At 65.1% G+C, this 23,959-nt stretch carries 18 protein-coding genes and 1 pseudogene; 5 read left to right on the top strand and 14 right to left on the bottom strand.

Annotation, left to right across the window (positions count from 1 at the left end):
* Nucleotides 1-4: 4 nt before the first annotated feature.
* Both XH87_RS16475 and XH87_RS16470 read left to right on the top strand, forming a co-directional pair.
* Nucleotides 5-1,282, top strand: a complete 1,278-nt coding sequence (locus tag XH87_RS16475; RefSeq protein ID WP_035701390.1) for a beta-ketoacyl-ACP synthase — start codon at nucleotides 5-7, stop codon at nucleotides 1,280-1,282.
* A gap of 8 nt (nucleotides 1,283-1,290) precedes the next feature.
* Nucleotides 1,291-2,223 carry a lipid A biosynthesis lauroyl acyltransferase gene (locus XH87_RS16470; RefSeq protein WP_271588089.1) on the top strand — a complete coding sequence of 311 codons (933 nt, stop codon included), beginning with the start codon at nucleotides 1,291-1,293 and terminating at the stop codon, nucleotides 2,221-2,223.
* 3 nt (nucleotides 2,224-2,226) lie between these two features.
* On the opposite strand, the gene XH87_RS16465 is transcribed toward XH87_RS16470, so the two are convergent.
* The gene (locus XH87_RS16465; protein WP_271588088.1) at nucleotides 2,227-3,963 is read right to left on the bottom strand and encodes a winged helix-turn-helix domain-containing protein; all 1,737 of its coding nucleotides are present in this window, start codon (nucleotides 3,961-3,963) and stop codon (nucleotides 2,227-2,229) included.
* Nucleotides 3,964-4,150: 187 nt separating this feature from the next.
* On the opposite strand from XH87_RS16465, the gene XH87_RS16460 reads away from it, so the two are divergent.
* Nucleotides 4,151-8,389, top strand: coding sequence for an autotransporter outer membrane beta-barrel domain-containing protein (locus XH87_RS16460; protein ID WP_271588087.1), 4,239 nt, complete (start codon nucleotides 4,151-4,153; stop codon nucleotides 8,387-8,389).
* 323 nt (nucleotides 8,390-8,712) lie between these two features.
* Here XH87_RS16460 and XH87_RS16455 read toward each other — a convergent pair whose 3' ends face one another.
* The 8 genes and pseudogenes from XH87_RS16455 to XH87_RS16420 all read right to left on the bottom strand — a co-directional run.
* Nucleotides 8,713-9,837, bottom strand: a complete 1,125-nt coding sequence (locus XH87_RS16455; RefSeq protein WP_271588086.1) for a polyamine ABC transporter substrate-binding protein — start codon at nucleotides 9,835-9,837, stop codon at nucleotides 8,713-8,715.
* Nucleotides 9,838-9,843: 6 nt separating this feature from the next.
* Complete coding sequence (locus XH87_RS16450) at nucleotides 9,844-11,037, bottom strand: aminotransferase (RefSeq protein WP_050990906.1); 1,194 nt, start codon at nucleotides 11,035-11,037, stop codon at nucleotides 9,844-9,846.
* Nucleotides 11,038-11,045: 8 nt separating this feature from the next.
* Nucleotides 11,046-11,372, bottom strand: coding sequence for a rhodanese-like domain-containing protein (locus tag XH87_RS16445; RefSeq protein WP_028178566.1), 327 nt, complete (start codon nucleotides 11,370-11,372; stop codon nucleotides 11,046-11,048).
* 158 nt (nucleotides 11,373-11,530) lie between these two features.
* Entirely contained in the window at nucleotides 11,531-13,459 is a 1,929-nt protein-coding gene (locus XH87_RS16440) for a potassium transporter Kup (RefSeq protein ID WP_271588085.1), read from the bottom strand.
* 140 nt (nucleotides 13,460-13,599) lie between these two features.
* Nucleotides 13,600-15,501, bottom strand: a complete 1,902-nt coding sequence (locus tag XH87_RS16435) for a potassium transporter Kup (RefSeq protein WP_271588084.1) — start codon at nucleotides 15,499-15,501, stop codon at nucleotides 13,600-13,602.
* A gap of 229 nt (nucleotides 15,502-15,730) precedes the next feature.
* Nucleotides 15,731-16,561 carry an OmpA/MotB family protein gene (locus XH87_RS16430; RefSeq protein ID WP_018320942.1) on the bottom strand — a complete coding sequence of 277 codons (831 nt, stop codon included), beginning with the start codon at nucleotides 16,559-16,561 and terminating at the stop codon, nucleotides 15,731-15,733.
* 23 nt (nucleotides 16,562-16,584) lie between these two features.
* Nucleotides 16,585-17,358 carry a motility protein A gene (locus XH87_RS16425; RefSeq protein ID WP_035701404.1) on the bottom strand — a complete coding sequence of 258 codons (774 nt, stop codon included), beginning with the start codon at nucleotides 17,356-17,358 and terminating at the stop codon, nucleotides 16,585-16,587.
* A gap of 290 nt (nucleotides 17,359-17,648) precedes the next feature.
* Nucleotides 17,649-17,753, bottom strand: a pseudogene (locus XH87_RS16420) (SDR family NAD(P)-dependent oxidoreductase); the annotation flags it as partial.
* A 99-nt stretch (nucleotides 17,754-17,852) separates the two neighbouring features.
* On the opposite strand from XH87_RS16420, the gene XH87_RS16415 reads away from it, so the two are divergent.
* Nucleotides 17,853-18,146 carry a hypothetical protein gene (locus tag XH87_RS16415; RefSeq protein ID WP_271588083.1) on the top strand — a complete coding sequence of 98 codons (294 nt, stop codon included), beginning with the start codon at nucleotides 17,853-17,855 and terminating at the stop codon, nucleotides 18,144-18,146.
* A 2-nt stretch (nucleotides 18,147-18,148) separates the two neighbouring features.
* On the opposite strand, the gene XH87_RS16410 is transcribed toward XH87_RS16415, so the two are convergent.
* The 4 genes from XH87_RS16410 to XH87_RS16395 form a co-directional block, all read right to left on the bottom strand.
* Nucleotides 18,149-18,868 carry an RraA family protein gene (locus XH87_RS16410; RefSeq protein WP_271588082.1) on the bottom strand — a complete coding sequence of 240 codons (720 nt, stop codon included), beginning with the start codon at nucleotides 18,866-18,868 and terminating at the stop codon, nucleotides 18,149-18,151.
* A gap of 125 nt (nucleotides 18,869-18,993) precedes the next feature.
* Entirely contained in the window at nucleotides 18,994-19,875 is an 882-nt protein-coding gene (locus tag XH87_RS16405; protein ID WP_271588081.1) for a CDP-alcohol phosphatidyltransferase family protein, read from the bottom strand.
* Between the two features lie 79 nt (nucleotides 19,876-19,954).
* Complete coding sequence (locus XH87_RS16400) at nucleotides 19,955-20,659, bottom strand: phosphatidylserine decarboxylase (RefSeq protein WP_271588337.1); 705 nt, start codon at nucleotides 20,657-20,659, stop codon at nucleotides 19,955-19,957.
* 71 nt (nucleotides 20,660-20,730) lie between these two features.
* A complete protein-coding gene (locus XH87_RS16395; protein WP_271588080.1) occupies nucleotides 20,731-22,689 on the bottom strand; it encodes an ABCB family ABC transporter ATP-binding protein/permease in 1,959 nt (652 codons plus the stop codon).
* A gap of 201 nt (nucleotides 22,690-22,890) precedes the next feature.
* Between XH87_RS16395 and XH87_RS16390 the strand changes: the two genes are divergently transcribed.
* On the top strand, nucleotides 22,891-23,496 hold the full coding sequence (locus XH87_RS16390) for a TIGR00730 family Rossman fold protein (protein WP_199762948.1): 606 nt from the start codon (nucleotides 22,891-22,893) through the stop codon (nucleotides 23,494-23,496).
* Here the strand turns inward: XH87_RS16390 and XH87_RS16385 are convergent.
* Nucleotides 23,493-23,870, bottom strand: a complete 378-nt coding sequence (locus XH87_RS16385; RefSeq protein WP_271588079.1) for a VOC family protein — start codon at nucleotides 23,868-23,870, stop codon at nucleotides 23,493-23,495. The genes XH87_RS16390 and XH87_RS16385 overlap by 4 nt on opposite strands.
* Between the last annotated feature and the right edge of the window lie 89 nt (nucleotides 23,871-23,959).

Genomic DNA, 23,959 nt, shown 5'->3' with positions numbered 1-23,959 from the left:
CGACATGACTGCAGCACGCGACAAATTCGGGCGTCCCGTCGTTGTCGTCACCGGCATGGGCATCTTGACGTCGCTCGGTGCCGGCAAGACCGACAATTGGGCGAAGCTCGTCGCCGGCGAATCCGGCATCCGCACCATCACGCGTTTTCCGATCGACGGCCTGAGGACCACGATGGCTGGCACGGTCGATTTCGTCCGCGTCGATCCGTTCTCCTCCACCGCGCTGTCCGAACGGATGGCCGAGATCGCGACGGAGGAAGCGCTGGAGCAGGCCGGCATCGGCGCCAAGGCCGATTTCCCGGGTCCGCTTTTCCTTGCCGTTGCGCCAGTCGAGGTCGAATGGCCGCAGCGTCGCGAACTGGGTCGCGCCGTCGGCCAGCTCGACATCACCTATGACGATTTGCTGCGCATTTCCGGCGGCGGCAGGTACAGCGCCTACCATCATCGCTTCATGTTCGGCTCGGTCGCCGCATCTCTCGCCGAGACATTCGGCACCAAGGGTTCGCCGATTTCGCTGTCCACGGCCTGCGCCTCGGGCGCGACCTCGATCCAGCTCGGCGTCGAGGCGATCCGCCGCGGCGAGACTGATGCCGCGCTGTGCGTCGCGACCGACGGCACCGTGAACCCGGAAGCGCTGGTGCGCTTCTCGCTGCTTTCGGCGCTGTCGACCCAGAACGATCCGCCGCAGGCGGCCTCCCGCCCCTTCTCCAAGAACCGCGATGGTTTTGTGATGGCCGAAGGCGCCGGTGCGCTGGTGCTCGAAAGCTACGAGGCGGCGACCGCGCGCGGCGCAAAGATCCTCGGCGTGATCGCCGGCTGCGGCGAGCTCACTGATTCCTTCCATCGCACCCGTTCCTCGCCCGACGGCAAGCCGATCATCGGCTGCATGAACAAGACGCTGGCCGATGCCGGCATGACGCCGGACCAGATCGACCACATCAACGCGCACGGCACCTCGACGCCCGAAAACGACAAGATGGAGTTCAACACGACATCGGCAGTGTTCGGCGAGCTCGCGCAGAAGATTCCGGTCACCTCCAACAAGTCGATGGTCGGCCACACCATCTCGGCCGCCGGCGCGGTCGAGGCGATCTTCTCGCTGCTGACGCTCGAGCATCAGCGCATTCCGCCGACGATCAACTACGACAATCCTGATCCCACGATCCTGTTCAACGTCGTCGGCAACAAGGCGCGCGACGCCCGCGTGAGCGCGGTGATGTCGAATTCGTTCGGCTTCGGCGGTCAGAACGCCTCGCTGATCCTGACCCGCGAACCGGCCTGACCGGACGCATGGCGCTGCTGACTGCGAGCATGAAGGCCCGCGCGCGGGAGGCTGCCAAATCGCTCGGTGGAAGCCTGATCGGCGCAGCGACGGTCGCGATGCTGCGCACCACGCGCTATTTCGATCCGGCCAAGACCTCGGACTTTTTTGCGCGCGCCGTCAAGCTGATCGGCCCGCGCCTGCGCGAGCACCGCATCGGCCGCGCCAATCTGACCGCCGCCTTTCCGGAGAAATCGCCGGAGGAGATCGAACGGATCCTGATGGGCGTCTGGGAGAATCTCGGCCGCGTCGGCGCCGAGTTCGCCCATATGGACCAGGTCTGGGACTACGATCGCGACCATCCGGAGAAGAGCCGGATCGAGATTCCTCCACGCAGCATCGAGCTGTTCGACCAGATTCGCGATGACGGCAGGCCGGCGCTGATCTTCGCCGCGCATCTGGCCAATTGGGAATTGCCGGCACTCGCCGCGGTCGCGCATGGACTGGAGACCGCGATCCTCTATCGCCGGCCGAACATCGCCTCGGCCGATCGCATCATCCAGGAGATGCGCCAGGTCAACATGGGCACACTGATCCCGGCGGGCCGCGACGCGCCGCTGCGGCTCGCGCAGGCGCTCAAGGACGGCAAGCACGTCGCCATGCTGATCGACCAGTATCTCACCGCCGGCGTCGAGGTCACCTTCTTCGGCCGCAAGACCCGCGCCAACCCGATGCTGGCGCGCCTCTTGCGCCAGGTCGAATGCCCGATCCATGGCGTGCGCATCATCCGCCTGCCCGGCGGCCGCTTTCGCGGCGAGCTGACCGAAGAGATCAAGCCGGTGCGCGACGCCGACGGCAAGATCGACATCCAGGGCACGACGCAGGCGATCACGAGCGTCGTGGAAGGCTGGGTGCGCGAGCATCCCGAGCAGTGGCTCTGGCTGCACAGAAGGTGGCGGTAAGGCTTACTGCTCCGGCAATCCGGCGTCGACCTCGGCCTGAACGACGCGATCCCAGGCAGCGACACAGATCGGACTTGCGTTCTTCATCGGAGGCGAGACGTTGCGCCTGGTCGTGCCGGGCCGCAGTTTCAGTCCCTCTGCCATCGCCGCGCTCGCCTCCTCGTGCCGACCCAATCGCTGATAGGCAGCGGCGAGCAAGAAGTGCGAGCGGCCGGTCCCCGGCGTGATCGCGATCGAGCGTTGCAGCCACGGCACCGCCTCCTCATAGCGCTCCATCAGGACATACGCCAAGCCTGCGCCGAGCAGCCAGGTCCAGCGCGAGGCCTGGGGCGTGTCGTAACGATCCGCCTGCTGGAACGTCGCCAGCGCATCGTCGAAGCGGCCGAGATAGATCTGCCCAAGGCCGATCAGGTAGAGCGCCGACCCGTTCCATGGATCGAAACTCAACGCCGTGGCGCAGGTGACGAGACTTTCCACGAAATGATTAGTGGCGCTGAGAAAGCGGCAAGTGGCCTCCAGCACCGGAATGGAATTCGGCTTCGACTGCAACGCCTGCTCGAGCGTCGCATTGGTCTTCGCTTCGACAGTCACGGCCTCCTCCGGGCTGAACCAGACCATCTGGATGCCGCGCATCTGCAGCGAGGCGAGCGCCACGGCGAGATCGACATTGTCGGGATCGTCAGTGAGAGCCTTCTGCAGCATCGCCTGCGCCGCGCCAAAGCGCTCGCGCGTGGTCTGGTTGATCGAGGCGAGCGCCTGCTCGACGGCCACCTTGTCGCCGCCGGCCGACGCCCCGGCGGCCAGGGCGCGCGGCGCACGCGACTCCAGAATCTCGTTGAGACGGCGGGCAAGCCCATGACCGACGCCGGCAACGAGCCGAGATTGCGCGAGCTGCGCGTTCGACTCGTCCGCGGCGACCGAAGCTGCGACGACCGACTGAACCTCGCCGGTCGCGGCCTTGATGATGCGCGCACGCAGCGTCCAGGACTGATCGGTACGCTCCAGTTCGCCGCGCAGCTCGTAATCGAATGATGCGGAGGACGCAGCGGTGCTGTCGCCGCCCTTGGCCGCCAATCGTGGCGCAACCACGCTGATGTTCTGGATCCTGGCAAAACCATCCGTGAGGCGGGCGGTGACCTCGGCGGCCATCGCCGCACCGCGTGCGTCCTTGCTGTCGTCAACGATCGGCATCACCGCGAGCTGCGGCGGCGTTCGCTTGAACAGAAGATCCGGCTTCAGCACGGGCGCAGCAACCGCAAGCCCCATGACGACCACACAGAGCCCGGCCACGGCGGCGACCGCGGCCTGCCGGCTCAGACCGAACCAGGCGCGCTGTGGCCCCGCGGACACCGCAGCGACCCCGGCTGATGGCAGAGGCGCGACCTCGACGGTCGGGTCCGGCCGGGTCTCCTCGGCCGGCACCGGGCCGGCTTCGCTCGCCGCCACGACCTCCGTCGCCAGCAGATAGCCGCCGCCGGAGGCGAGCTTGATCAGCTGCCGCCGGTCGTCGCCGAGCGCGGTGCGCAGCTCTCGAATACATTGGAACAGGCTGTCCTCGCCGACATGCACGTTCGGCCAGACCGCCTCCATCAGCTCCTGCTTGCTCAGCACCCGGCCGCCGCTGGTCGCGAACAGCCGGAGCATCTCGAAGGTCTTGGGTCGGAGCTTGATCGGCGTCCCGTCAGGCCCGCGCAGCTCCGCGCGCGGCAGGCCCAGCTCGAAGCCGGCGAAACGAAGCAAGCGGTCCCCCAACACGTCTCTCAGACCGGCTCTTATAATGGAAGTCTGGCGAAAATGCCCGAAAATCGGGCCTGAAACGAAAATATCAGAAACTTTCAGAAACTGGCCAACCCCTTATCAGGACACCCCTCCCACCCGATGCGAAGAATCCCTTTGTGGACTCGGGACCTGCGTGTTGGGGGAAGTGGTGAGGACGGGGAAAGATTATTTCAAGGCGACCCGCCGGCTGCGGGCCGCGCTGTTGACGTCGTCGGCGCTGGCCCTGGCCTGGGCGCTGCCGGCTGCGCCATCGCGCGCCGCGTCGAACGGCACCTGGCTCGCCTCCCCCGGCAGCAACGACTATGGCACGGGCTCCAACTGGGACGGCGGCTTCGTCCCGGTGGGCACGGCCTCCTTCGGCACCTCTGATATCACCAGCCTGGTGATTACGAGCGCCAGCGTCGGCGGCTTGACGTTCAACGCCGGCGCTTCGAACTACACGTTTACCGTCAACAGCACGCTGAATTTCACGGGAGCCGGCATCAGCGTCAACGGCGGCAGCGCCACCATCAACAACAACAGCGATTTAGTCTTCTATGGCTCAAGCACCGCCGGCAATGCCACCATCAACAACTATAGCGACCTCCAGTTCGTGGACAACAGCACGGCCGGCAATGCCACCATCAACAACAGCAACATTGGCAGCATACTAACCTTCTACAATTCAAGCTCGGCCGGCAGCGCCACCATCACCAACAGTTACATCGTCCAGTTCCGCGACAACAGCACGGCCGGCAATGCCGCCATCGTCAACAATGGCGGCGGCTCGGTCGACTTTTCCCTCACCTCGGGATTGAACGGCGACCAAAAGATCAGCGCCGGCTCGATCGCAGGGGCTGGCTCCTACAACCTCGGCGCCAACGAACTGACGGTCGGCAGCAACAATTCCACGACCGAGGTCAGCGGCGTCATCTCCGGCAGCGGCTCACTGGTCAAGACCGGCATGGGCGTCTTGTACCTGACCGGCGCCAACACCTATTCCGGCGGCACCACCGTTGATGGCTCCGGTAGCCAACTATGGCTTGGCAATAACTCCGGTGCGGTTGGCTCCATTGTGGGGGCGGTCACCGTCGGTGGTGGAGGCACGTTCAGGATCCTCAACGCCGACACAAGCGGCATCACGACGATCACGAACAATGCCTTCACGTATTTTTACAACACCAGCACGGCGAGCAGCGCCACCATCACCAACAACAGCTTCCTGGCGTTCTTTGACAGCAGCACGGCGGGCAGCGCCACCATCACCAACAACACCATTCTGGAATTCTATGGAGCCACGGCGGGCCACGCCGCCATCACCAACAACGGCACGATGTCTTTCTACTCAGGCACGGCGGGCAATGCCGCCATTGCAAACAACTCTACCCTGACTTTCTACTTCACCGCCACGGCCGGCAGCGCCACTATTACCAGCAGCAACGCCTCCAACCCCATCTTCATGTATTTCTACGACAGCAGCACGGCTGGCAGCGCCACCATCACCAACGGCAACAATTCTTATCTGAACTTCTTCGGCAACAGCACGGCGGGGAGCGCCAGCTTCACCAACAACTCCTATATGTACTTCAAGGACTCCAGCTCCGCCGACAACGCCACCATCGATAACACCAACGGCACGACGTTTTTCTACAACAACAGCACGGGCGGCACCGCAACGATCACCAACAATGCCGGCGGCAAGACCTATTTCTACGAGAACTCCACCGCCGGCAACGCGCAGTTGATCAACAACGCGGCAAACGCGGTCTTCGACTTCTCCTACGGCGCCGGCCCGAATGGCGACAACAAGCTCTCGGCTGGCTCGATCGCCGGCAACGGCACGTTCTCGCTCGGCGCCAACGCGCTGACGGTCGGCTCCAACAACCTGTCGACCACGGTCAGCGGCGTGATCGCCGACGGCGGCGCCCATGGCGGCACCGGCGCCTCGCTGGTCAAGATCGGCACCGGCACGCTGACGCTGTCGGGCATCAACACCTATACCGGAGGCACCACCTTCGCCGGCGGAACGGTCAGCGTCTCCTCGGACGCCAATCTCGGCGACCTCTCGGGCGGCCTGACCTTCAACGGCGGCACCCTGCAGATATCGGGCAGCTCTTTCAACGCTACCACGCGCAGTATCTCCCTCGATGCCGGCGGCGGCACGCTGGAGATTGCAGCGGCAGCCAACAATTTCGTCATCAGCCAGAATCTCAGCGGCGGCGCGCTGACCAAGTCCGGCGCCGGCACGCTGACCTTGACCGGCGCGGATAATTTGTCCGCCCTGACGATCTCTGCCGGCACGCTGGTGTTCGGCGGCAATGCCACGGCCGGCGGCACTCAAATCGCCAACAACGCGCAGCTGACGTTCGATACCAACGCCACGGCCGGGAGCGCCACTATTACCAACAACGGCAACGTGCTGTTCGACGGCAACGCCACGGCCGGCAGCGCGCAGCTCATCAACGGCACGCCCAGCGCCGTCTTCGACTTCTCGATGAGCACCGGCCCGAACAGCGACAACAAGCTCAGCGCCGGCTCGCTCGACGGTGGCGGCACCTTCGACCTCGGCGGCAAGGAGCTGACGGTCGGCAGCAACAACCTGTCGACCAATGTCACCGGCGTGCTTGCCGATGGCGGATCCGGCGGCGGCACCGGCGCCTCGCTGGTGAAGGTCGGCACCGGCAGGCTAACCCTGTCGGGCGTCAACACCTACACCGGCGCGACCACGATCGACGGCGGCACGCTGGCGGTGAACGGCTCGATCGCGTCCTCCAGCAGCGTCACCGTGAACAGCGGCGGCACGCTCGGTGGCACCGGCATCGTCGGCAACACGACGATCGCGAGCGGCGGCACGCTGGCGCCAGGCAATTCCGTCGGCACCATCACCGTCAGCGGCAACCTGACCTTCAACGCCGGCAGCTTCTACACCGTCGAGGTCTCGCCGAGCGCCGCCGACCGCACCAATGTTTCGGGCACCGCGACGCTCACCGGCGCCACCGTGCAGGCGGTCGCCCTGCCCGGCAGCTTTCGGCAGCAGACCTACACCATCCTGAACGCCAGCGGCGGCTTCGGTGGAACACATTTCGCCGGCCTCACCGGCAGCAGCTTCGCGCCCGGCGCGCGCAATCCGCATCTCACCTACGATCTGAACAACGTCTATCTCGTGCTCGATCCCGGCACGATCGTGCTGCCGCAAGGCACCGGCGCCAACCAGAGCAACGTCGCCGGCGCCATCAACAAAGCCGTCGCGGGCGGCGGGACGCCGCCGGCCGGCTTCGATGCGCTGCTCAACATGGGCCAGCCTCAGCTCAACCACGGGCTCAGCCAGGTCTCCGGCCAACCCGGCGCCGCCGGCACGCAAGCCGCGTTCAATGCCGCGCAGCAGTTCGTCGGCATGCTTGATCCGCTTGGCGGCGGCGGCTCGGGCGGCGAGCGCGGCGGCACGGCCGGCGACGGCGGAACGCTGGGCTATGCTTCCACCGCACCAAACGACGGCAAAGTGCGCGAAGCCTACGCCGCGGTGACACCGCGCGATGCAAGCGACGATGTCGTCGACCGGCGCTGGGGCGTCTGGGCCTCCGGTTATGGCGGCGCCACTACGTTGAACGGCAACGTCGCGGCAGGCTCGACCACCACCACCAGCCGCATCTACGGCACCGTGGTCGGCGCCGACTATCGCGTCTCGCCGAACACGCTGGTCGGCTTCGCGCTCGGCGGCGCCGGCTACAACTTTGCGCTGTCCGACAGTCTCGGCAGCGGCCGCGCCGATCTCTTCCAGGCCGGCTTCTACGGCCGCCACACATTCGGGCCGGCGTATATCTCCGCCGCGTTTGCCTATGGCTGGCAGGACGTCACCACCGATCGCACCGTAACGGTGTCAGGCACCGACAAGCTCACCGCGAACTTCAAAGCCAGCACCTTCTCAGGCCGCCTCGAAGCTGGCTGGCGCTTCGCGCCCATCCCCGGCTCCAGCTTCGGCGTGACGCCCTACGCGGCCGCACAAGTCACGACCTTCCACCTGCCGGGCTACGGCGAGACCGCGATCGTCGGCAGCAACCAGTTCGCGCTCTCCTACACCGCGCAGGACACCACCAATGTCCGCACCGAGCTCGGCGCCCGCACCGACCAGCGCTTCCTTGTCAGCGACGGCGTGCTCACGCTGCGCGGCCGGCTCGCCTGGGCGCACGATTCCAATACCAACCGCCTCGTGAATGCCGCCTTCCAGACGCTGCCGGGCGCGGCGTTCACGGTCAACGGCGCGCAACCGGCGGCCGACTCCGCGCTGGTCGGCGGCCGCGCCGAGATGAAATGGCGGAACGGCTTCTCGCTCGCGGGCGCGGTCGAGGGCGAGTTCTCGCAGAGCACGCAGACTTACACGGGCAAGGGCACGGTGCGGTACGAGTGGTGAGGTTCGCGCCCTCGTCACAGTTAGCTGCCATCGCCCGGCTTGACCGGGCGATCCAGTGCGCCGAAACAGTTGTCGTTGAACCGAGAGGCCGCGGCGTACTGGATGCCCCACCTCGCGGGGCATGACGGAGGAATTTAGGGCCACAGCACAGGCCAACCGCATCGTGCCATTCTGCCGCTGTTTTGCCCGACGCCGCAATCGAATATTTCGTAATTCCAGAAATCAAAAATGCCCAATGATTTCCGTCCGGTCTCTACTGTGCATGGGGTTGTTCTTCAAAAAAATGATCTGCCGGGGTCGATCCCGGCACGACCGCGGCCGATCTACCGCCCCGTCTTCACTCTGGTCCAGAGCCGGTTGATGATCCGCTGCGTCGCCGGCTCGCGCGCCGTGATGACGAACAGTTTTGCCAGCGTCGCCTCGTCCGGATAGATGTTCTTGTCGTTCAGGATCTTCGGGTCGACCAGCTTCTGGCTGGCGAGGTTGCCATTGGCGTAGGACAGGAAGTCCGAGTTCTTGGCGGCGACATCGGGGCGATAGAGGTAGTTGATCAGCTCGTAGGCTTCGTTGACGTTCTTGGCATCCGCGGGGATCGCGAGATTGTCGAAGAACATCTGCGCGCCCTCTTTCGGGATCGCGTAGCCGATCTCGACGCCGCTGCTGTTGTCTTTCTTGGCCTCCGCGGCGCGGGCGCGGGCCTGCATGATGTCGCCGGACCAGCCGACCACGAAGCAGATCTCGCCGGTGGCGAGCGCGCTCAGATATTCGGACGAGTGAAACTTGCGCACGGACGGGCGGACTTTTGCCACGACGTCCGCGGCTTTCTCGAGGTCGGCCTGCTTGGTCGAGTTCGGATCGAGCCCGAGCCAGTTCAGCGCCGCCGGAAAGATATCGTCGGCGGAATCGAGCATGTGCACGCCGCAGTCTTTGAACTTGGCGAGGTTCTCTGGCTTGAAGACGATGTCCCAGCTGTCGATCTTGGCGTCGGGGCCGAGGATCTGCTTCACCTTGGCGACGTTGTAGCCGATGCCCGTGGTGCCCCACATGTAGTTGGCGGCGTAGACATTGCCGGGATCGTAGGTCGCCAGGTGCTTGGTCACCATCGGCCAGGCATTTGCCAGGTTCGGCAGCTTCGATTTGTCCAGCTTCTGGAAGATGTTGGCCTTGATCTGGCGTTGCAGGAAATAGGCGGTGGGCACCACGACGTCATAGCCGGACCTGCCGGCCATCAGGCGCGTCTCCAGCGTCTCGTTGGCATCGAAAGTGTCGTAGACCACCTTGATGCCTGTCTTCTTGGTGAAGGCCTCAAGGACGTCGGGCGCCATGTAGTTGGACCAGTTGTAGAAGTTGACGACGCGCTCCCCGGCTCCTGCGGGAGGCGAAAGCAACGCCAGCACCGTGGCGATTGCAAGTCCGAGGCGAAACCCGGAGCGGCCGACGCTCGTCATCTCTGTCTACCTCTTGCGCCCGCGCACCGCGTCCGACAGCCGCTCCAGCGCGGTGTCGAGCGTCTCGTCCTTCTTGGCGAAGCAGAAGCGCACCACCGAGGTTACCGGGTCCTGCTCGTAGAAGGCGGAGACCGGGATCGCCGCCACCTTGTAGTCCTTCACGATGCGCCAGCAGAACTCCGTGTCGCTCTCGTTGAGTCCGAGTGGCGACAGGTCGACGGTGAGGAAGTAGGTGCCTTGCGACTTCAGCACGGGGAAGCCGAGGCTTTCGAGGCCCTTGGTCAGGCGGTCCCTGCTCCGCGTCAAATCCTTGCGCATCGACAGGAAGTAGTCGTCGGACTTGCCGAGGCCGTAGGCGACGGCGGCCTGCAGGTTTGGTGCGGTGGTGAAGGTCAGGAACTGGTGCACCTTGGCGGCGACGCGCAGCAACGGCGGTGCGGCGCAGACGAAGCCGATCTTCCAGCCGGTCAGCGAGAAGATCTTGCCGGCCGAGCCGACCTTGATGGTGCGCTCGCGCATGCCGGGAATGGTGATCAGCGGGATGTGCTTGTGCTCGTCGAAGGTGACGTGCTCCCAGACCTCGTCGCAGATCGCGATGACGTCGAACTCCTGGCAGTAGCGCGCCAGCAGCTCGAGGTCCTCGCGCGGATAGACTACCGCCGAGGGATTCAGAGGATTGTTGAACAGCACCGCCTTGGTCTTTGAATTGAACACGCTTTTCAGCATGTCTTCATTCAGCCGCCAGTGCGGCGGCTCGAGACGGACCAGGCGCGGAATGCCGCCGGCCTGGCGGATGATGGGCAAATAGGAATCATAGACCGGCTGGAAGCAGACGACCTCGTCGCCGGGCTGAACCACCGCGAGGATCGCCGAGGTCAGCGCCTCGGTGCCGCCGGAGGTCACCATGACCTCGCTCATCGGGTCGAGCCTGAGGCCGTGCCAATGGCCGTAATGGGTCGCGATCGCCTGGCGCAGTTCCGGCAGGCCCATCATCGACGGGTACTGGTTGTAGCCGTTCAGCGAGGCCTCGGCCGCGGCGCGGCGGATGTCCTCGGGGCCGGGATCGTCGGGGAACCCCTGGCCGAGATTGATGGCATTGTTGTCGCGAGCGGCCTGCGACATCGCCTCGAAGATGGTGACGGGAAGGTCGGCAAAGACCTTGTTCAGGGACGAGCTCTTGTTCAGGGAAGAATTGGACATCGAGCCGATCAGCCACCGACCTTGCTGGGGAGCCCGGCCGCCTTCCAGCCCAGCATGCCGCCGGCCAGATGCTTGTTGTATGGCAGGCCCGCCGCCTGCGCCGCCAGCGAGGCCGTCACGGAGCGCTTTCCCGAGCGGCAGGCGAACACGACTTCCTTGCCGGCGGGATCGGGAATCGCTTTGGGATCGAAGGTCGAGAGCGGCACCACGACGCCGTAGGGATAGGCTTCGGCCTGAACCTCGTTCGGCTCGCGAACGTCGACGAGCAGATAGCGCCCTTCCGCGACACCCTTGGAGACCTCGTCCGGGGTCAGATCCTGTACTTGATTTGCCACATCATCCTCCAACGTCGCAGGGCGCGCACCGGGGCGATCCCGGCCGGCGGCAACCTCGCCTCTCGGCAGGCGAAAATCAAGCGCTACAAAGGCTTGAGCCGCGCCGCGCAAGTTAAGGCTAAATCGCAGCGGCTTGAAGTCCGCATCAAGTTTCGGCCCTAAATGGCCACCTGCGTTCCGACCTCGACCACGCGGCCGCTCGGGATCTGGAAATAGTCGGTGGCGTCGTTGGCGGAGCGGCTGAGCGCGATGAACAGCCGGTCCTGCCAACGCGGCATGCCGGAATGGGCGGCGGGCTTCAGCGCCCGGCGCGACAGGAAGAACGAGGTCGACATGATGTCGAACTGCCAGCCCAGCTTGCGGGCGATCGCCAGCGCCTTCGGCACGTTGGGCGATTCCATGAAGCCGAACTTCAGCGTCACCTTGGAGAAGGTCGGGCTGATCTGCTCCAGCCTCACGCGGTCCGCCGGATCGATCCGCGGGGTCTGCGCGGTCTCGATGGTGAGAATGACGTTCTTCTGGTGCAGCACTTTGTAGTGTTTCAGACTGTGCATCAGCGCGGTCGGCGCGCTGAGCGGGTCCGAAGTCAGGAACACCGCGGTGCCGGGTACGCGCTGCGGTGGCCGCTTCTCCAGCATCGCCACGAGGTCGGCGAGCGGGAATTCGAGCTTGCGCGACTTCTCGAACAGGAGGCGGCTGCCGCGCCGCCACGTGTACATCAGGATGATCATGAGCGCGCCGAGCGCCAGCGGCACCCAGCCGCCCTCGAACACCTTCAAGAGGTTCGCGGTCAGGAAGGTCAAATCGAGGAACAGGAACGGCGCAATCAGCGCGCCGGCGGCGAGCGGCGACCATCGCCATCCCTTCCAGATCACGACGAAACCCATCGTCGCCGTGACCACCATGGTTCCCGTGACCGAGATGCCGTAGGCCGAGGCCAGGGCACTGGAGGAGCGGAACATGAGCACCAGCAGCACCACCGCGACCAGCAGCAGCTGGTTGATGCGCGGGATGAAGATCTGGCCGGAATGGGCTTCGGAGGTATGGCGAATTTCGAACCGGGGCAGCAGTCCGAGCTGGATCGCCTGTCGCGTCAGCGAATAGGCGCCGGTGATGACGGCCTGGCTCGCGATGACCGTGGCCGCAGTGGCCAGCACCACCATGCTGCCGCGGACAAGACCTTGCGGGAAGAGCTGGAAGAACGGGCTGACGATCGCGCCGGGATCGCTAAGGACGAGCGCCCCCTGCCCCAGATAGTTCAGTGCCAGCGAGGGCAGCACGATAGAGAGCCAGGCGAACTGGATTGGCCGCTTGCCGAAATGGCCGAGATCGGCATAGAGCGCCTCGGCGCCGGTGACGGCCAGGAACACCGCGCCCAGCGTCACGAAACCGATGATGCCATGGTGCAGCATGAAGGACACGGCGTAAAGCGGGTTCAGCGCGAGCAGCACCTGCGGCTGCTGGATGATGGGATGGATTGCGGCCGCCGCGAGGACTGCGAACCAGACGCACATGACCGGACCGAAGAAGGTGGCAACGCGCGCCGTGCCGCGTGACTGCACCGCGAACAGACACACCAGGATCAGGACGGTCAGCGGAACGATGTAAGGCTCGAACGTCAAGGTGACGTCCTTCATGCCCTCGATCGCCGACAGCACCGAGAGCGCCGGGGTGATCACGGCATCGCCGTAAAACAGGGCTCCGGAAATGATGCCGAGCAGGACGATGGCCGACCCACCGGTGCCAACGGCCCGCTGGGCCAGCGCCATCAGCGCCAGCGTGCCGCCCTCGCCGTTGTTGTCGGCGCGGAGCAGGATCACGACGTATTTGAGCGTCACCACGACGACGAGCGCCCATAGGATCAGCGAGAGTACGCCGAGAACGGCGGCCGGCGTCGGCAACCCCTCCGCGCCCGAGGCCGCCATGACCGCCTCGCGGAACGCGTAAAGCGGGCTGGTGCCGATATCGCCATAGACGACACCAATGCTGCCGAGCGTCAGCGCGCCGAAACCGGCCGTGGTATGGGCCTCGCCATGCCCGGTGGCCGCCGCCGTCTCCGGGGCGGGAACTGCTACGTCACTGGTCATGGAAGAGCCCTATGGCCTCTACGACGCTTCACGGCACAACGGCGGAAGAGCGCGCGGCTTATAGTCCTGCGCTGCCGACATAGCCTAGCCCGATTCCGGGCCCTAGCCATGCTAATTTTGCATGGAATTGCCGGTTGCGTTCAAATAGTGACTTGGGTTCCGACTTCAACCACCCGCCCTGTAGGAATCTGGAAATAGTCAGTGGCGTCGTTGGCCGACCGGCTCAGCGCGATGAACAAATGATCCTGCCACAGCGGCATGCCCGACTGTGCCGAGGCCTTCAGCGATCTCCGCGACACGAAGAACGAGGTCGACATGATGTCGAACTGCCAGCCCTGCTTGCGCGCGATCGCGAGCGCCTTGGGCACGTTCGGCTGCTCCATGAAGCCGAAGCGCAAGCGAACCTTGGAGAATTTTTCGCTGATCTTTTCCATCCTGAACCGCTCCGAAAGATCAACCCGCGGCGTATGCGCGGTCTCGATGGTCAGGATCACGTTGTGCTCGTGCAGCACCTTGTTGTGCTTGAGATTGTGCAAGAGCGCGGTCGGCACGAAGGCGGGGTCGCTGGTCAGAAATACGGCCGTGCCCTTGACGATGTGTGGCGGCCGCTTCTCCAGGCTCCGGATCAGATCGTCCAGCGGCACCTCGATCCGTCGCGTCTTCTGGATCAGAATTCCGGACCCCTTGCGCCAGGTCCAGATCGTCCCCGCCATGAGGATGCCGAACAGCAGCGGCACCCAGGCGCCTTCGAGCAGCTTGAGCAGATTGGCGCTGAAGAAGCTCAAATCGACGATGACGAAGGGGACGATCACGGCAGCAGCCGTCGCCGCACGCCAGTTCCACAACTTCCAGATCACGACGAAGCCCATGATGCCGTCGGCGACCATGGTGGTCGACACCGCAATGCCGTAGGCCGAGGCCAGATTGCTGGGGGTGTGGAACAGCAGCACCAGCAGCATCACGCCGATCAGCAGCAGACGGTTGACGCGCGGCAGATAGATCTGGCCGGCATGGGATTCGGAGGTGTAGCGCACCTCGAAACGCGGCAACAGCCCGAGCTGCACGGCCTGATAGACCAGCGAATAGGCGCCCGTGATCACCGCCTGGCTCGCGATCACGGTTGCGGCAGTCGCAAGTCCGACCAGCGGCAGCACCAGACCCTCGGGCACCATGCGATAGAAGGAGTGTTCGATCGCGCCGGGATCGGATAGCACCAGCGCACCCTGCCCGAAATAGTTGATCAGGAGCGCGGGCAGCACGAAGAACATCCAGGCCGACTGGATCGGCTTGCGGCCGAAATGGCCGAGATCGGCATAGAGCGCCTCGCCTCCCGTCACCGCCAGGAACACGGCACCGAGTGTCACGAGGCCGATCGTGCCGTGCGACAGCACGAACTGCACTGCGTAGTAGGGATTGATAGCCGCCAGCACGGAGGGGTCGTCGGCAATGTGGACGGCCCCCATCGCGGCGATGACGGTGAACCAAACCACCATCACCGGCCCGAAGGCCGAGGCGACCAATGCGGTTCCCTTGCTCTGGACCGCGAACAGCAGCACCAGAATGAGGACGGTGAGGGGCACGACATAGTGCTCGAGCGCGGGGGTTGCGAGCTTCAGGCCTTCGACCGCCGAGAGCACCGAGATCGCCGGCGTGATCATGGAATCGCCAATGAACATCGAGGCGCCGACCACACCGAGCGCGAGCAGGAACCAGCTCCGCCGCCCGAGCGCGCGCTGGCCAAGCGCCATCAGCGAGAGCGTGCCGCCCTCCCCGTTATTGTCGGCGCGCAGCAGCAGCAGGACGTATTTGGCAGTCACGACGATCAGGAGCGCCCACAGGATCAGCGAGAGCACGCCGAGCACGATGACCCGCGAGACCGGCTCGCCATGGGCCGCGCCCCTGACCGCCTCGTGGAATGCGTAGAGCGGCGAGGTGCCAATATCGCCGAAGACGACGCCGATGCTCCCGAGCGTAAGGGCCCAAAAGCCTGATGTGACCGGTTGCCCATCCTGGGTCTCGGTCGATGTGATGCTCGCCGTCATGAGGGTGGAAAACGCTTCGTCCCTTGAATTGATCCGGCGCCTTTTGACGCTCCCGCCGCGTCTGTCAATCGGTCCTTCACCATAGCAGGGACCAAGACAGATGTTGTGACGGCGCCGCCACGTTCATCGCCGGCGTGACCACATGCCTCAGGTAAGATGGTAGCGCAAGAGGCCAATTATCCGAGCATGATCTCGTCGGAAAACCGGTGCCCACTTTTCCGGATCATGCTCACGGCTTCAGATTCGGGGGCAGCGGCGGATCTTCGCGCATCAGGGTGATGGTCACCCGCCGGTTGGCCGCGAGCGAGGGATCGTCCGGAAACAGCGGCTGGGTATCCGCCTTGCCGGAAACGGCGAAGATGTGAGACGGCGGCAGGCCCTCGCGTTCGAGGATCTGGCGCACGGCATTGGCGCGATCGGCCGACAGATCGAAGGCACCGTAGTCGCTGCGGGTCGGGACAAATCCTGCCGCGGTGTGGCCGGCGATGGAAACGCGCAGCGGCGTTGCCTTGAGCGGAATCGCGAGCTTCTCGACCAGGCGGCGGGTGCGGTCATAGGGCACCTTGGAGCCGTCGGCGAACATCGAGCGGCCGTCCTGGTCGACGATCTCGAGGTTGAGGCCCTGCTTGGTCTCCTCGAACATGATGTGCTTGGACATCTCGGTCAGTTCCGGCATGTCCTGCAACGCCTGGCGCAACGAGGCCGCGGCCAGCGCGAAATTGCGGTCGACCTTGATCTTCGCCCCCGAGGTGCGGTCGCGATCCTCCTGATCCGGCGTCGGCGTGTTGGAGGCATCCTCGGGTTGGATGTGGTCAACGTTCTTCAGCCGCGGGCGGGTCGGCAGGCCGTCGGACTCGACGATGCCGGCGTACCGCGCCTCGCTCTGCACGCCGAAGGCGTCGCGCATGGATCCCGCGACGATCTTCAGCTTGTTGGCGTCCTGCGTCGAGAACGCGACGAGCATCACGAAGAAGCTCATCATCAATCCCATGAGGTCGGCGAAGGTCACGAACCAGCCGTGACCACCGCCGTGAGCATCGCCGCGCTTCTTCTTGGCCATGGCCTAAATCCGGATGCGCGCGATCAGGCCGGCACCGGCTCGCCCTCGCCGTGGCGATGCTTCTCCGGCAGATAGGCCAGCAGCATTTCGCGCACCAGGGTCGGGCTCTTGGAGTCGCGGATCATCAGGATGCCGTCGATGATCAGGGTGCGGTTGGTCTCTTCGTCCAGCAGCTTGCCGTGCAGCTTGTCGGCGATCGGCAGGCAGAACAGGTTGGCGACGAGCGCGCCGTAAAGGGTGGCGAGCAGCGCGGTTGCCATGAACGGGCCGAGCTTGGAGGGGTCGGTCATGTTGGCGAACATCTGCACCATGCCGATCAGGGTGCCGATCATGCCGAAGGCCGGGGCGCAGTCGCCGATGGCGCGGTAGATCTTGCTGCCCTCGTCCAGGTGCATCAGGAAGTTGTCGCGATCGCGCTCGAGATTGTCGCGGATGAAGTCGAGGTCGTAGCCGTCGGCGACGTAGCGGATGCCCTTGGCGAGGAAGGGTTCGTCGGTCTCGACCTTTTCGAGACCCACCGGGCCCTGCTTGCGGGCGATCTCCGCGATGCGGGCGAGCTCGTCGACGAGGTCGTGGGCCGACAGGCGGCTCATGGTGAAGGCGAACTTGGCGCCGAGCGGAAGGCCGTGCAGGAGCGCCGAGAGCGGGAAGCGGATCATGGTGGCGGAGATCGAGCCGCCGAAGATGATGATCATGGCATGTTCGGAGATGAACATGTGGAGATCGCCACCCATGAAGATCATCGCGGTGATGACGATGATGCCCGCCGTGAGCCCAACGCCCGTCATGATATCCATGGGAGACTCCAACGCGTACGCAGCAACGGCCATCCTGGCCGCTGGCGCGGCCCAACCCCGAACCGCATCGGAAACCCTAGAGCGCCGCCCTTAAAGCCGCGTAAAGGATAAGTTGAGCGGGCGCGCCGGGCTGACGCAGCTCGCCAAGAGAAAGCCGGCTTTGCCGGCCGCCGACAGGAATCTCAATATTTCCCTAACCATGTTTGCGCGGGCTCACGATGACAGCCCCGCCAGCTCGAGGCTGAGCGCGCGCAGACGCTTCCGCACGAGGCGCAAGATCGCCGCACCGCGTGGATCATGACCTTCGCACCCTCTGCTGCCAGCCGGCGAGCGACGTAGCGGCCGACGCCATCCGTTGAACCCGTGATCAGAATCGTCTTGCCGTTCATCTTCATTGCGGCCTCCGACTGCGGCTCTGCGCCACATCCGGGACAGGCGATCATGCGATATTCTATGGAGTGTGCGGCATGCTCCATGGCGGGAGCCGTTGTGCAATGTTGACGCTGTTCAGTTTTCTCACCGCGCTGCCTGCGGTGCTGGCGCTCCACCTGCTTGAGCCGGAGCTCGTCCTGCCGGCCTTCAGCCTCGTGCTCTTTGCCGAGGCCGCCTTCGCGGTGATCGCGGCGCGCTTGATTCACCTCCCGGACAATGTGGAGGACATCACGCTGTGGGACCTTGCCGGCGGCTTCACCCTGATCGGATGCGCCGCCGTAGTGTTCGGCGAGCCGGATCAGGCCGCCCTGTTCCTGACGGAACAAGGCGGCGCGCGACCGGCGGCATCGCCATAAGCTCAGTGGATCTCCGCCGAGCGCTTCAGCGCAGCCTTCAGCTTCTCCAGCGAGAAGTCGGGGCTGCGGGCGATCTCGAGGATCGGCGTCTCGCGGCGGCCGCAGAGCTCCGCGGCCTCCGGGAGTTTTGCGGCAAGGTCGAGCGGGATCACGATGGCGCCGTGCTGGTCGGCGTGGATCAGATCATCGGACCTCACGGTCATGCCGGCGACGCGCACTTCGCCGCCAAAGCTCTCCGCATGGACCCAGGCATGCGACGGGCCGATCGAGCCGGCCAGCGCCTGGAAGCCCGGGGCCCATTGCGGGATGTCGCGGATCGAGCCATCGGTGATGACGCCGAGGCAGCCGAGCGCCTTGTGCACGTTGCTCTGCACCTCGCCCCAGAACGCGCCATAGCCGACGTCGGGCCCGTCGATGTCCTGGATCACCGAGATGCGCGGGCCATGGCCGGTGCCGACATATTCGTAATAGTCGATGCGGCGCCTGGACTGTTCTTCGGCCGGGAGCGATGATTTCAGCACCGAGCGGATCGTCACCGTGCGGGCATAGCCGACGATCGGCGGCAGGTCGGGAAACGGACAGACCAGTTGCTTGGTGGTGTAGCCGATCAGTCGCCGCTCGGGCGCCACGATCTCCATGGCATTGCAGATCGTCGGCGTGTCGTAGCGGCCCAGCGCCTCGAGGACGGAAGCGGGCAGCGGCCCGGTCGCGGAATTGATCACGGCGTTCTCTCCCAGATTGGCGGCGGTTGATTGCGCGATGCCGCCGGCACAGAGGGGCGATATAGCCGAGATCGGGCCTCGACCCAACTCAGGCAGGCCTCATGGCAGATATCCGTGAAAGGCGCTCAGTGCAGACGACCGGGCCGGTCGTCATCGCGCGGCGGCTCCGACAAATTCGCCAGCGTCGGCGCCGAAGGCGGTGGCGAGACCTCGCCTCCCGCCGGCGCGGCGGCTTCGATCGCGCGCGCCTGGTCGCGATAGGATTTGTAGCCGAGCGGCAGGCAGAGCAGATAAAGCGCCGTACCGATCGACAGCACGTGCCACGGATAGGCGATCAGGAGCGCGATGAAGACGATCACGGCGACGAACGCCGGCAGCACCAGCTCCGGCGGCACGCGCATGCGCTTGGTCTTGCCGGAGAACACCGGCAGGCGCGACACCATCAGAAAGGCGATCAGAAGCGTATAGGCCGCCGTCACTGCCGCGGGGGTGCGGCCGAGATCGAGGAACGCGATGTAGATCGGCAGCAGCACCGTGATGGCGCCGGCGGGCGCCGGCACGCCGGTAAAGAAGTTGGCCGCGAAGGCCGGCTTGTTCGGATCATCCATGGTGGCGTTGAAGCGCGCCAGCCGCAGGCCACCGGAGATCGCGAACACCATCGCGGCGATCCAGCCGGCATTGCCGAGCTCGTGAAGCTGCCAGAAATACAGCATCAGGCCGGGCGCCACTCCGAAATTGACGAAATCGGCGAGGCTATCGAGCTCGGCGCCGAACTTGGACTGGCCCTTGATCATGCGCGCAATGCGACCGTCGATGCCGTCGAGCGCGGCCGCGAACACGATGGCGTAGACGGCCAGCGACATCCGCCCCTCGATCGACAGACGGATCGAGGTCAGGCCGGCACAGATCGCCAGCAGCGTGATGACGTTGGGCACCAGCATCCGCACCGGGATCGGTCGGAACCGCCGGCGCCGCGCATCGGTATCTTTGAAGTCATAGGGCGTCATTGCTCACCTCAAGGCGAGATATAGCAAGCCGCGCCCCCCTCCGCCATTGCGGCGGAAGGCCCACAAGCTCGACTATTGGTCAATTGGCTCGGTAGGCGCGGCTCGGGTCGTCGCTGGCAAGGTCGGCCAGGATCGTCTCTCCGGCGATCGCGGTCTGTCCTTCGGAGACCAGTGCCTTGGTGCCCACGGGCAAATAGACGTCGAGGCGCGAGCCGAAGCGGATCAGGCCGAAGCGCTCGCCGGCGCCGATCGACTGCCCTTCCTTGACGAAGCAGACGATGCGCTTGGCGACGAGGCCGGCGATCTGGACCACGCCGATCCGCGCCGTCGGCGTCGTGATGACCAGCGAGTTGCGCTCATTGTCCTCGCTCGCCTTGTCGAGCTCGGCGTTGATGAAGAGGCCGGGCCGATAGGCGATGCGATCCACCCTGCCCGCTACCGGCGCGCGGTTCACGTGGCAGTTGAACACGCTCATGAACACCGAGATGCGCGGCAGCGGCCGGTCGCCGAGCCCGAGTTCGGCCGGGGGCAGCGCCATGGTGATCATTGAGACGCGGCCATCGGCCGGCGACACAACCAGCCCCTCGCGCACGGGTGTCACGCGGACTGGGTCGCGGAAGAACAGCGCACACCAGACGGTCAGGATCGTGCCGATCCACCCCAACGGCGACCACAGCCAGAACAGGATCAGGCTTGCCAGCGCGAAGCCGCCGATGAAGGGATAGCCCTCCTTGTGGATCGGCGGGATCTGGCGCTGGATCGAATCGAGAATGGACATCGCTATCTGCCGGTCGGGGTTAATGGCACGGGTCGTCGCGCGGGTTGTTTAGGCCAGAGTTGGGACTGGAGACAAGGTCACTCCACCGCCGCAGGCGTCGTCAGGATGTCATCGACCGGCGGCGGCTCCCGGTTGGGCGCCGCGCTGGTGTCGGCCATCTTGGCCAGTTTCTCCCGCGCCGCCTCGGCCTCGCGCTGCCTGTTCCACATGCTGGCATAGAGGCCGCCCTGCGCGAGCAGTTTCGCGTGGGTGCCGCGCTCGGCGATGCGGCCCTGGTCCAGCACGATGATCTCGTCGGCGCCGACGACGGTCGAAAGCCGGTGCGCGATCACGAGCGAGGTACGGTTCTTCGCCACGCGGTCGAGCGCACCCTGGATCTCGTGCTCGGTGTGGGTGTCGAGCGCCGAGGTCGCCTCGTCCAGCACCAGGATCGGCGGCGCCTTGAGCACGGTGCGTGCAATCGCGACGCGCTGCTTCTCGCCGCCCGACAGCTTCAGGCCGCGCTCGCCGACCTGGGTCTCGTAGCCCTTCGGCGCCATGCGGATGAAATGGTCGATCTGCGCCAGCCTCGCTGCCTCCTCGACTTCGGCATCGCTGGCGTCCCAGCGGCCATAGCGGATGTTGTAGCGGATGGTGTCGTTGAACAGCACGGTGTCCTGCGGCACCATGCCGATCGACGCACGCAGGCTCGCCTGCGAGACCTCGCGGATGTCCTGGCCGTCGATCAGGATCCTGCCGCCGGAGACGTCATACAGGCGGAATAGCAACCGCGAAATGGTCGACTTGCCTGCGCCCGACGGGCCGACGATGGCAACGGTCTTGCCGGCCGGCACCTCGAAGCTGATGCCCTTGAGGATCGCGCGTGTCGGCTCATAGGCAAAGCGCACGTCCTCGAAGCGCACCGTGCCGGCGGAGATGACCAGCGGCTTCGCGTTCGGCGCATCCTTGATCTCGGCCTCGCGGCCGAGCACATTGAACATCTTCTCGATGTCGATGATCGCCTGCTTGATTTCGCGATAGACCATGCCCATGAAGTTCAGGGGCTGGTAGAGCTGGATCATCATCGCGTTGACCAGCACGAAATCGCCGACGGTGTTGGTGCCGTTGCGCACGCCGATCGCGCACATCAGCATGGTCGCTGTCAGCCCCAGCGTGAAGATCACGGCCTGGCCGGTGTTGAGGACCGCGAGCGAAGTATAGGTGCGAACGCTCGCCTCCTCGTAGCGCTCCACCGATCTGTCGTAGCGCTGCGCCTCGCGCGCCTCCGCACTGAAGTATTTGACAGTCTCGTAGTTGAGCAGCGAGTCGATCGCCTTGGTGTTCGCCTCGGTGTCGGAATCGTTCATCTTGCGGCGGATGCCGATCCGCCACTCGGTCGCGATGTAGGTGTAGTACATGTAGAGCGCGACCGTGATCAGGGTGGCGACCACGTAACGCCAGTCGAACTGCCAGAGCAGCACCGCCAGCAGCAGCGAGACCTCGACGATGGTCGGGATCAGCTGCAGGATCACCATGCGCACGATGACCTCGATGCCCTCGCGGCCGCGCTCGAGCACGCGCGTCAGGCCGCCGGTCTTGCGCTCGAGGTGGAAGCGCAGCGACAGCTCGTGCATGTGGACGAAGGTGAGGGTCGCAAGCTTGCGCACCGCATGCATGGCGACGCGGGCGAAGATGCCGTCGCGCCATTGCGTCAGCACCGCCATCAGGATGCGCATCGCGCCGTAGCTCGCGGTCAGCAGCAGCGGCGAGGCGATCACCCAGAGATGCCAGTTGTCGGCCTGCACAGGCGCGGTGTTGGCGCCGGTCAGCGCATCCGTCGCCCATTTGAAGCTGAACGGTACGGCCAGCGTGATCAGCTTGGCGGCGAGCAGCAGCACCAGCGACCAGACCACCCGCATCTTCAGATCGACGCGATCGCCCGGCCAGATATAGGGCCACAGATGCGCCAGCGTGCCCATCAGCGTGGCCCCGGCCGGAGGTCCTCCGGCGGGAGGACCAGGAACATCGGCGCCGTCGAACGATTGAGGTTGGTCCATCAAGAAGCCCGAAAGCCCGCCGGATGCGGGCGCAACTGCGATTGACGATTTTCGTCCGTCATATAGAGCCTTCCCGATGCAAGCGCACCCCGCCAGATGGCGAATCTTTGATTGTTTGTCGTCATTTACCGGTAGATTTGCGGGAGTAGCGAATCACCGATTGGGCTTGACGCCTGTTCGCTGCAATGCATCATGACACCAATGAGCACGATCAAAACCGTCTGTGTCTATTGCGGCTCCGGCCCTGGAACAAATCCCCGCTTCACCGAAGGCGCAAAGGCGTTCGGCAAGGCGCTCGCCGAAAACGACATCCGCCTGGTTTATGGCGGCGGCTCGCTCGGCCTGATGGGCGCCGTCGCGACCTCCGTGCTCGACCATGGCGGCACCGTCACCGGCATCATCCCCGACTTCCTGCGGATGCGCGAGAACGCGCTGACGCGCGTGCAGGAGATGATCGTCACCCCCGATATGCACGAGCGCAAGCGCTTGATGTTCGAGCGCTCCGACGCCTTCGTGGCGCTGCCGGGCGGCGTCGGCACACTGGAGGAGCTGGTCGAGCAGATGACCTGGAAGCAGCTCGGCCGTCACGCCAAGCCGGTGCTGCTCGCCAATATCGACAATTTCTGGGAGCCGCTGTTCTCGCTGCTGTCGCACATGCGTCAGACCGAGTTCATTCGCGCGGGCCTTTCGATCGACATCCTCAAGGCCGATCGCGTCGAGGAGATCCTGCCGAAGCTGAAAGCGGCCGCGGCACAGATCGACGAGGCAGAGAAGAGGCTCGCGCCCGAAGTGGCACGCAAACTTTAATCCGCGGGAAACGTCACCGCCTCGATCCGGTTGCCATCGGGATCGGTGATGAAGGCCGCGTAGTAGCGTACGCGGTCGTGCGGGCGAATGCCGGGCGCGCCGTCGGAGGCGCCGCCAGCGGACAGCGCCGCAGCATGGAATGAATCGACCTCGGCGGTGGACTTCGCCCGCAGGCAGATGTGCACGCCGCTCTCCGGGGCTACGGGCAGCATGCCATCGCGCAAGTTGATCCAGAACTCCGGATACGCCTTGCCGAAGCCGACCGTCCGCGGCCGCGTGACGAGGCGCGCGAGGCCGAGCGCGGCGAGGGCCGCTTCGTAGAATCTTGCTGAGCGATCGAGATCGCTGACCCCGACGGAGATGTGGTCGATCATTGCCGTGCTCCCCCTCCCTCAGTCATTCCGGGGCACGCGCAGCGTGAACCCGGAAACTCGAGATTCTCAGGTGCGCAACCGCGCACCAT

It is taken from the genome of Bradyrhizobium sp. CCBAU 53415, assembly GCF_028128735.1.
Taxonomy (GTDB): Bacteria; Pseudomonadota; Alphaproteobacteria; order Rhizobiales; family Xanthobacteraceae; genus Bradyrhizobium.
Note: the sequence above shows the minus strand (reverse complement) of the source record. Positions and strands in the feature narration are given on the sequence as shown.

Bases quoted from the DNA above. Each gene is read 5' to 3' on its own strand.
- XH87_RS16430 (WP_018320942.1), bottom strand. From the start codon at position 16,561: ATGGCCAAGAAGAAGCGCGGCGATGCTCACGGCGGTGGTCACGGCTGG.
- XH87_RS16385 (WP_271588079.1), bottom strand. From the start codon at position 23,870: ATGATCGACCACATCTCCGTCGGGGTCAGCGATCTCGATCGCTCAGCA.
- XH87_RS16440 (WP_271588085.1), bottom strand. From the start codon at position 13,459: ATGACCAGTGACGTAGCAGTTCCCGCCCCGGAGACGGCGGCGGCCACC.
- XH87_RS16435 (WP_271588084.1), bottom strand. From the start codon at position 15,501: ATGACGGCGAGCATCACATCGACCGAGACCCAGGATGGGCAACCGGTC.
- XH87_RS16390 (WP_199762948.1), top strand. From the start codon at position 22,891: ATGAGCACGATCAAAACCGTCTGTGTCTATTGCGGCTCCGGCCCTGGA.
- XH87_RS16405 (WP_271588081.1), bottom strand. From the start codon at position 19,875: ATGACGCCCTATGACTTCAAAGATACCGATGCGCGGCGCCGGCGGTTC.
- XH87_RS16455 (WP_271588086.1), bottom strand. From the start codon at position 9,837: ATGACGAGCGTCGGCCGCTCCGGGTTTCGCCTCGGACTTGCAATCGCC.
- XH87_RS16415 (WP_271588083.1), top strand. From the start codon at position 17,853: ATGTTGACGCTGTTCAGTTTTCTCACCGCGCTGCCTGCGGTGCTGGCG.
- XH87_RS16425 (WP_035701404.1), bottom strand. From the start codon at position 17,358: ATGGATATCATGACGGGCGTTGGGCTCACGGCGGGCATCATCGTCATC.
- XH87_RS16470 (WP_271588089.1), top strand. From the start codon at position 1,291: ATGGCGCTGCTGACTGCGAGCATGAAGGCCCGCGCGCGGGAGGCTGCC.
- XH87_RS16395 (WP_271588080.1), bottom strand. From the start codon at position 22,689: ATGGACCAACCTCAATCGTTCGACGGCGCCGATGTTCCTGGTCCTCCC.
- XH87_RS16475 (WP_035701390.1), top strand. From the start codon at position 5: ATGACTGCAGCACGCGACAAATTCGGGCGTCCCGTCGTTGTCGTCACC.
- XH87_RS16450 (WP_050990906.1), bottom strand. From the start codon at position 11,037: ATGTCCAATTCTTCCCTGAACAAGAGCTCGTCCCTGAACAAGGTCTTT.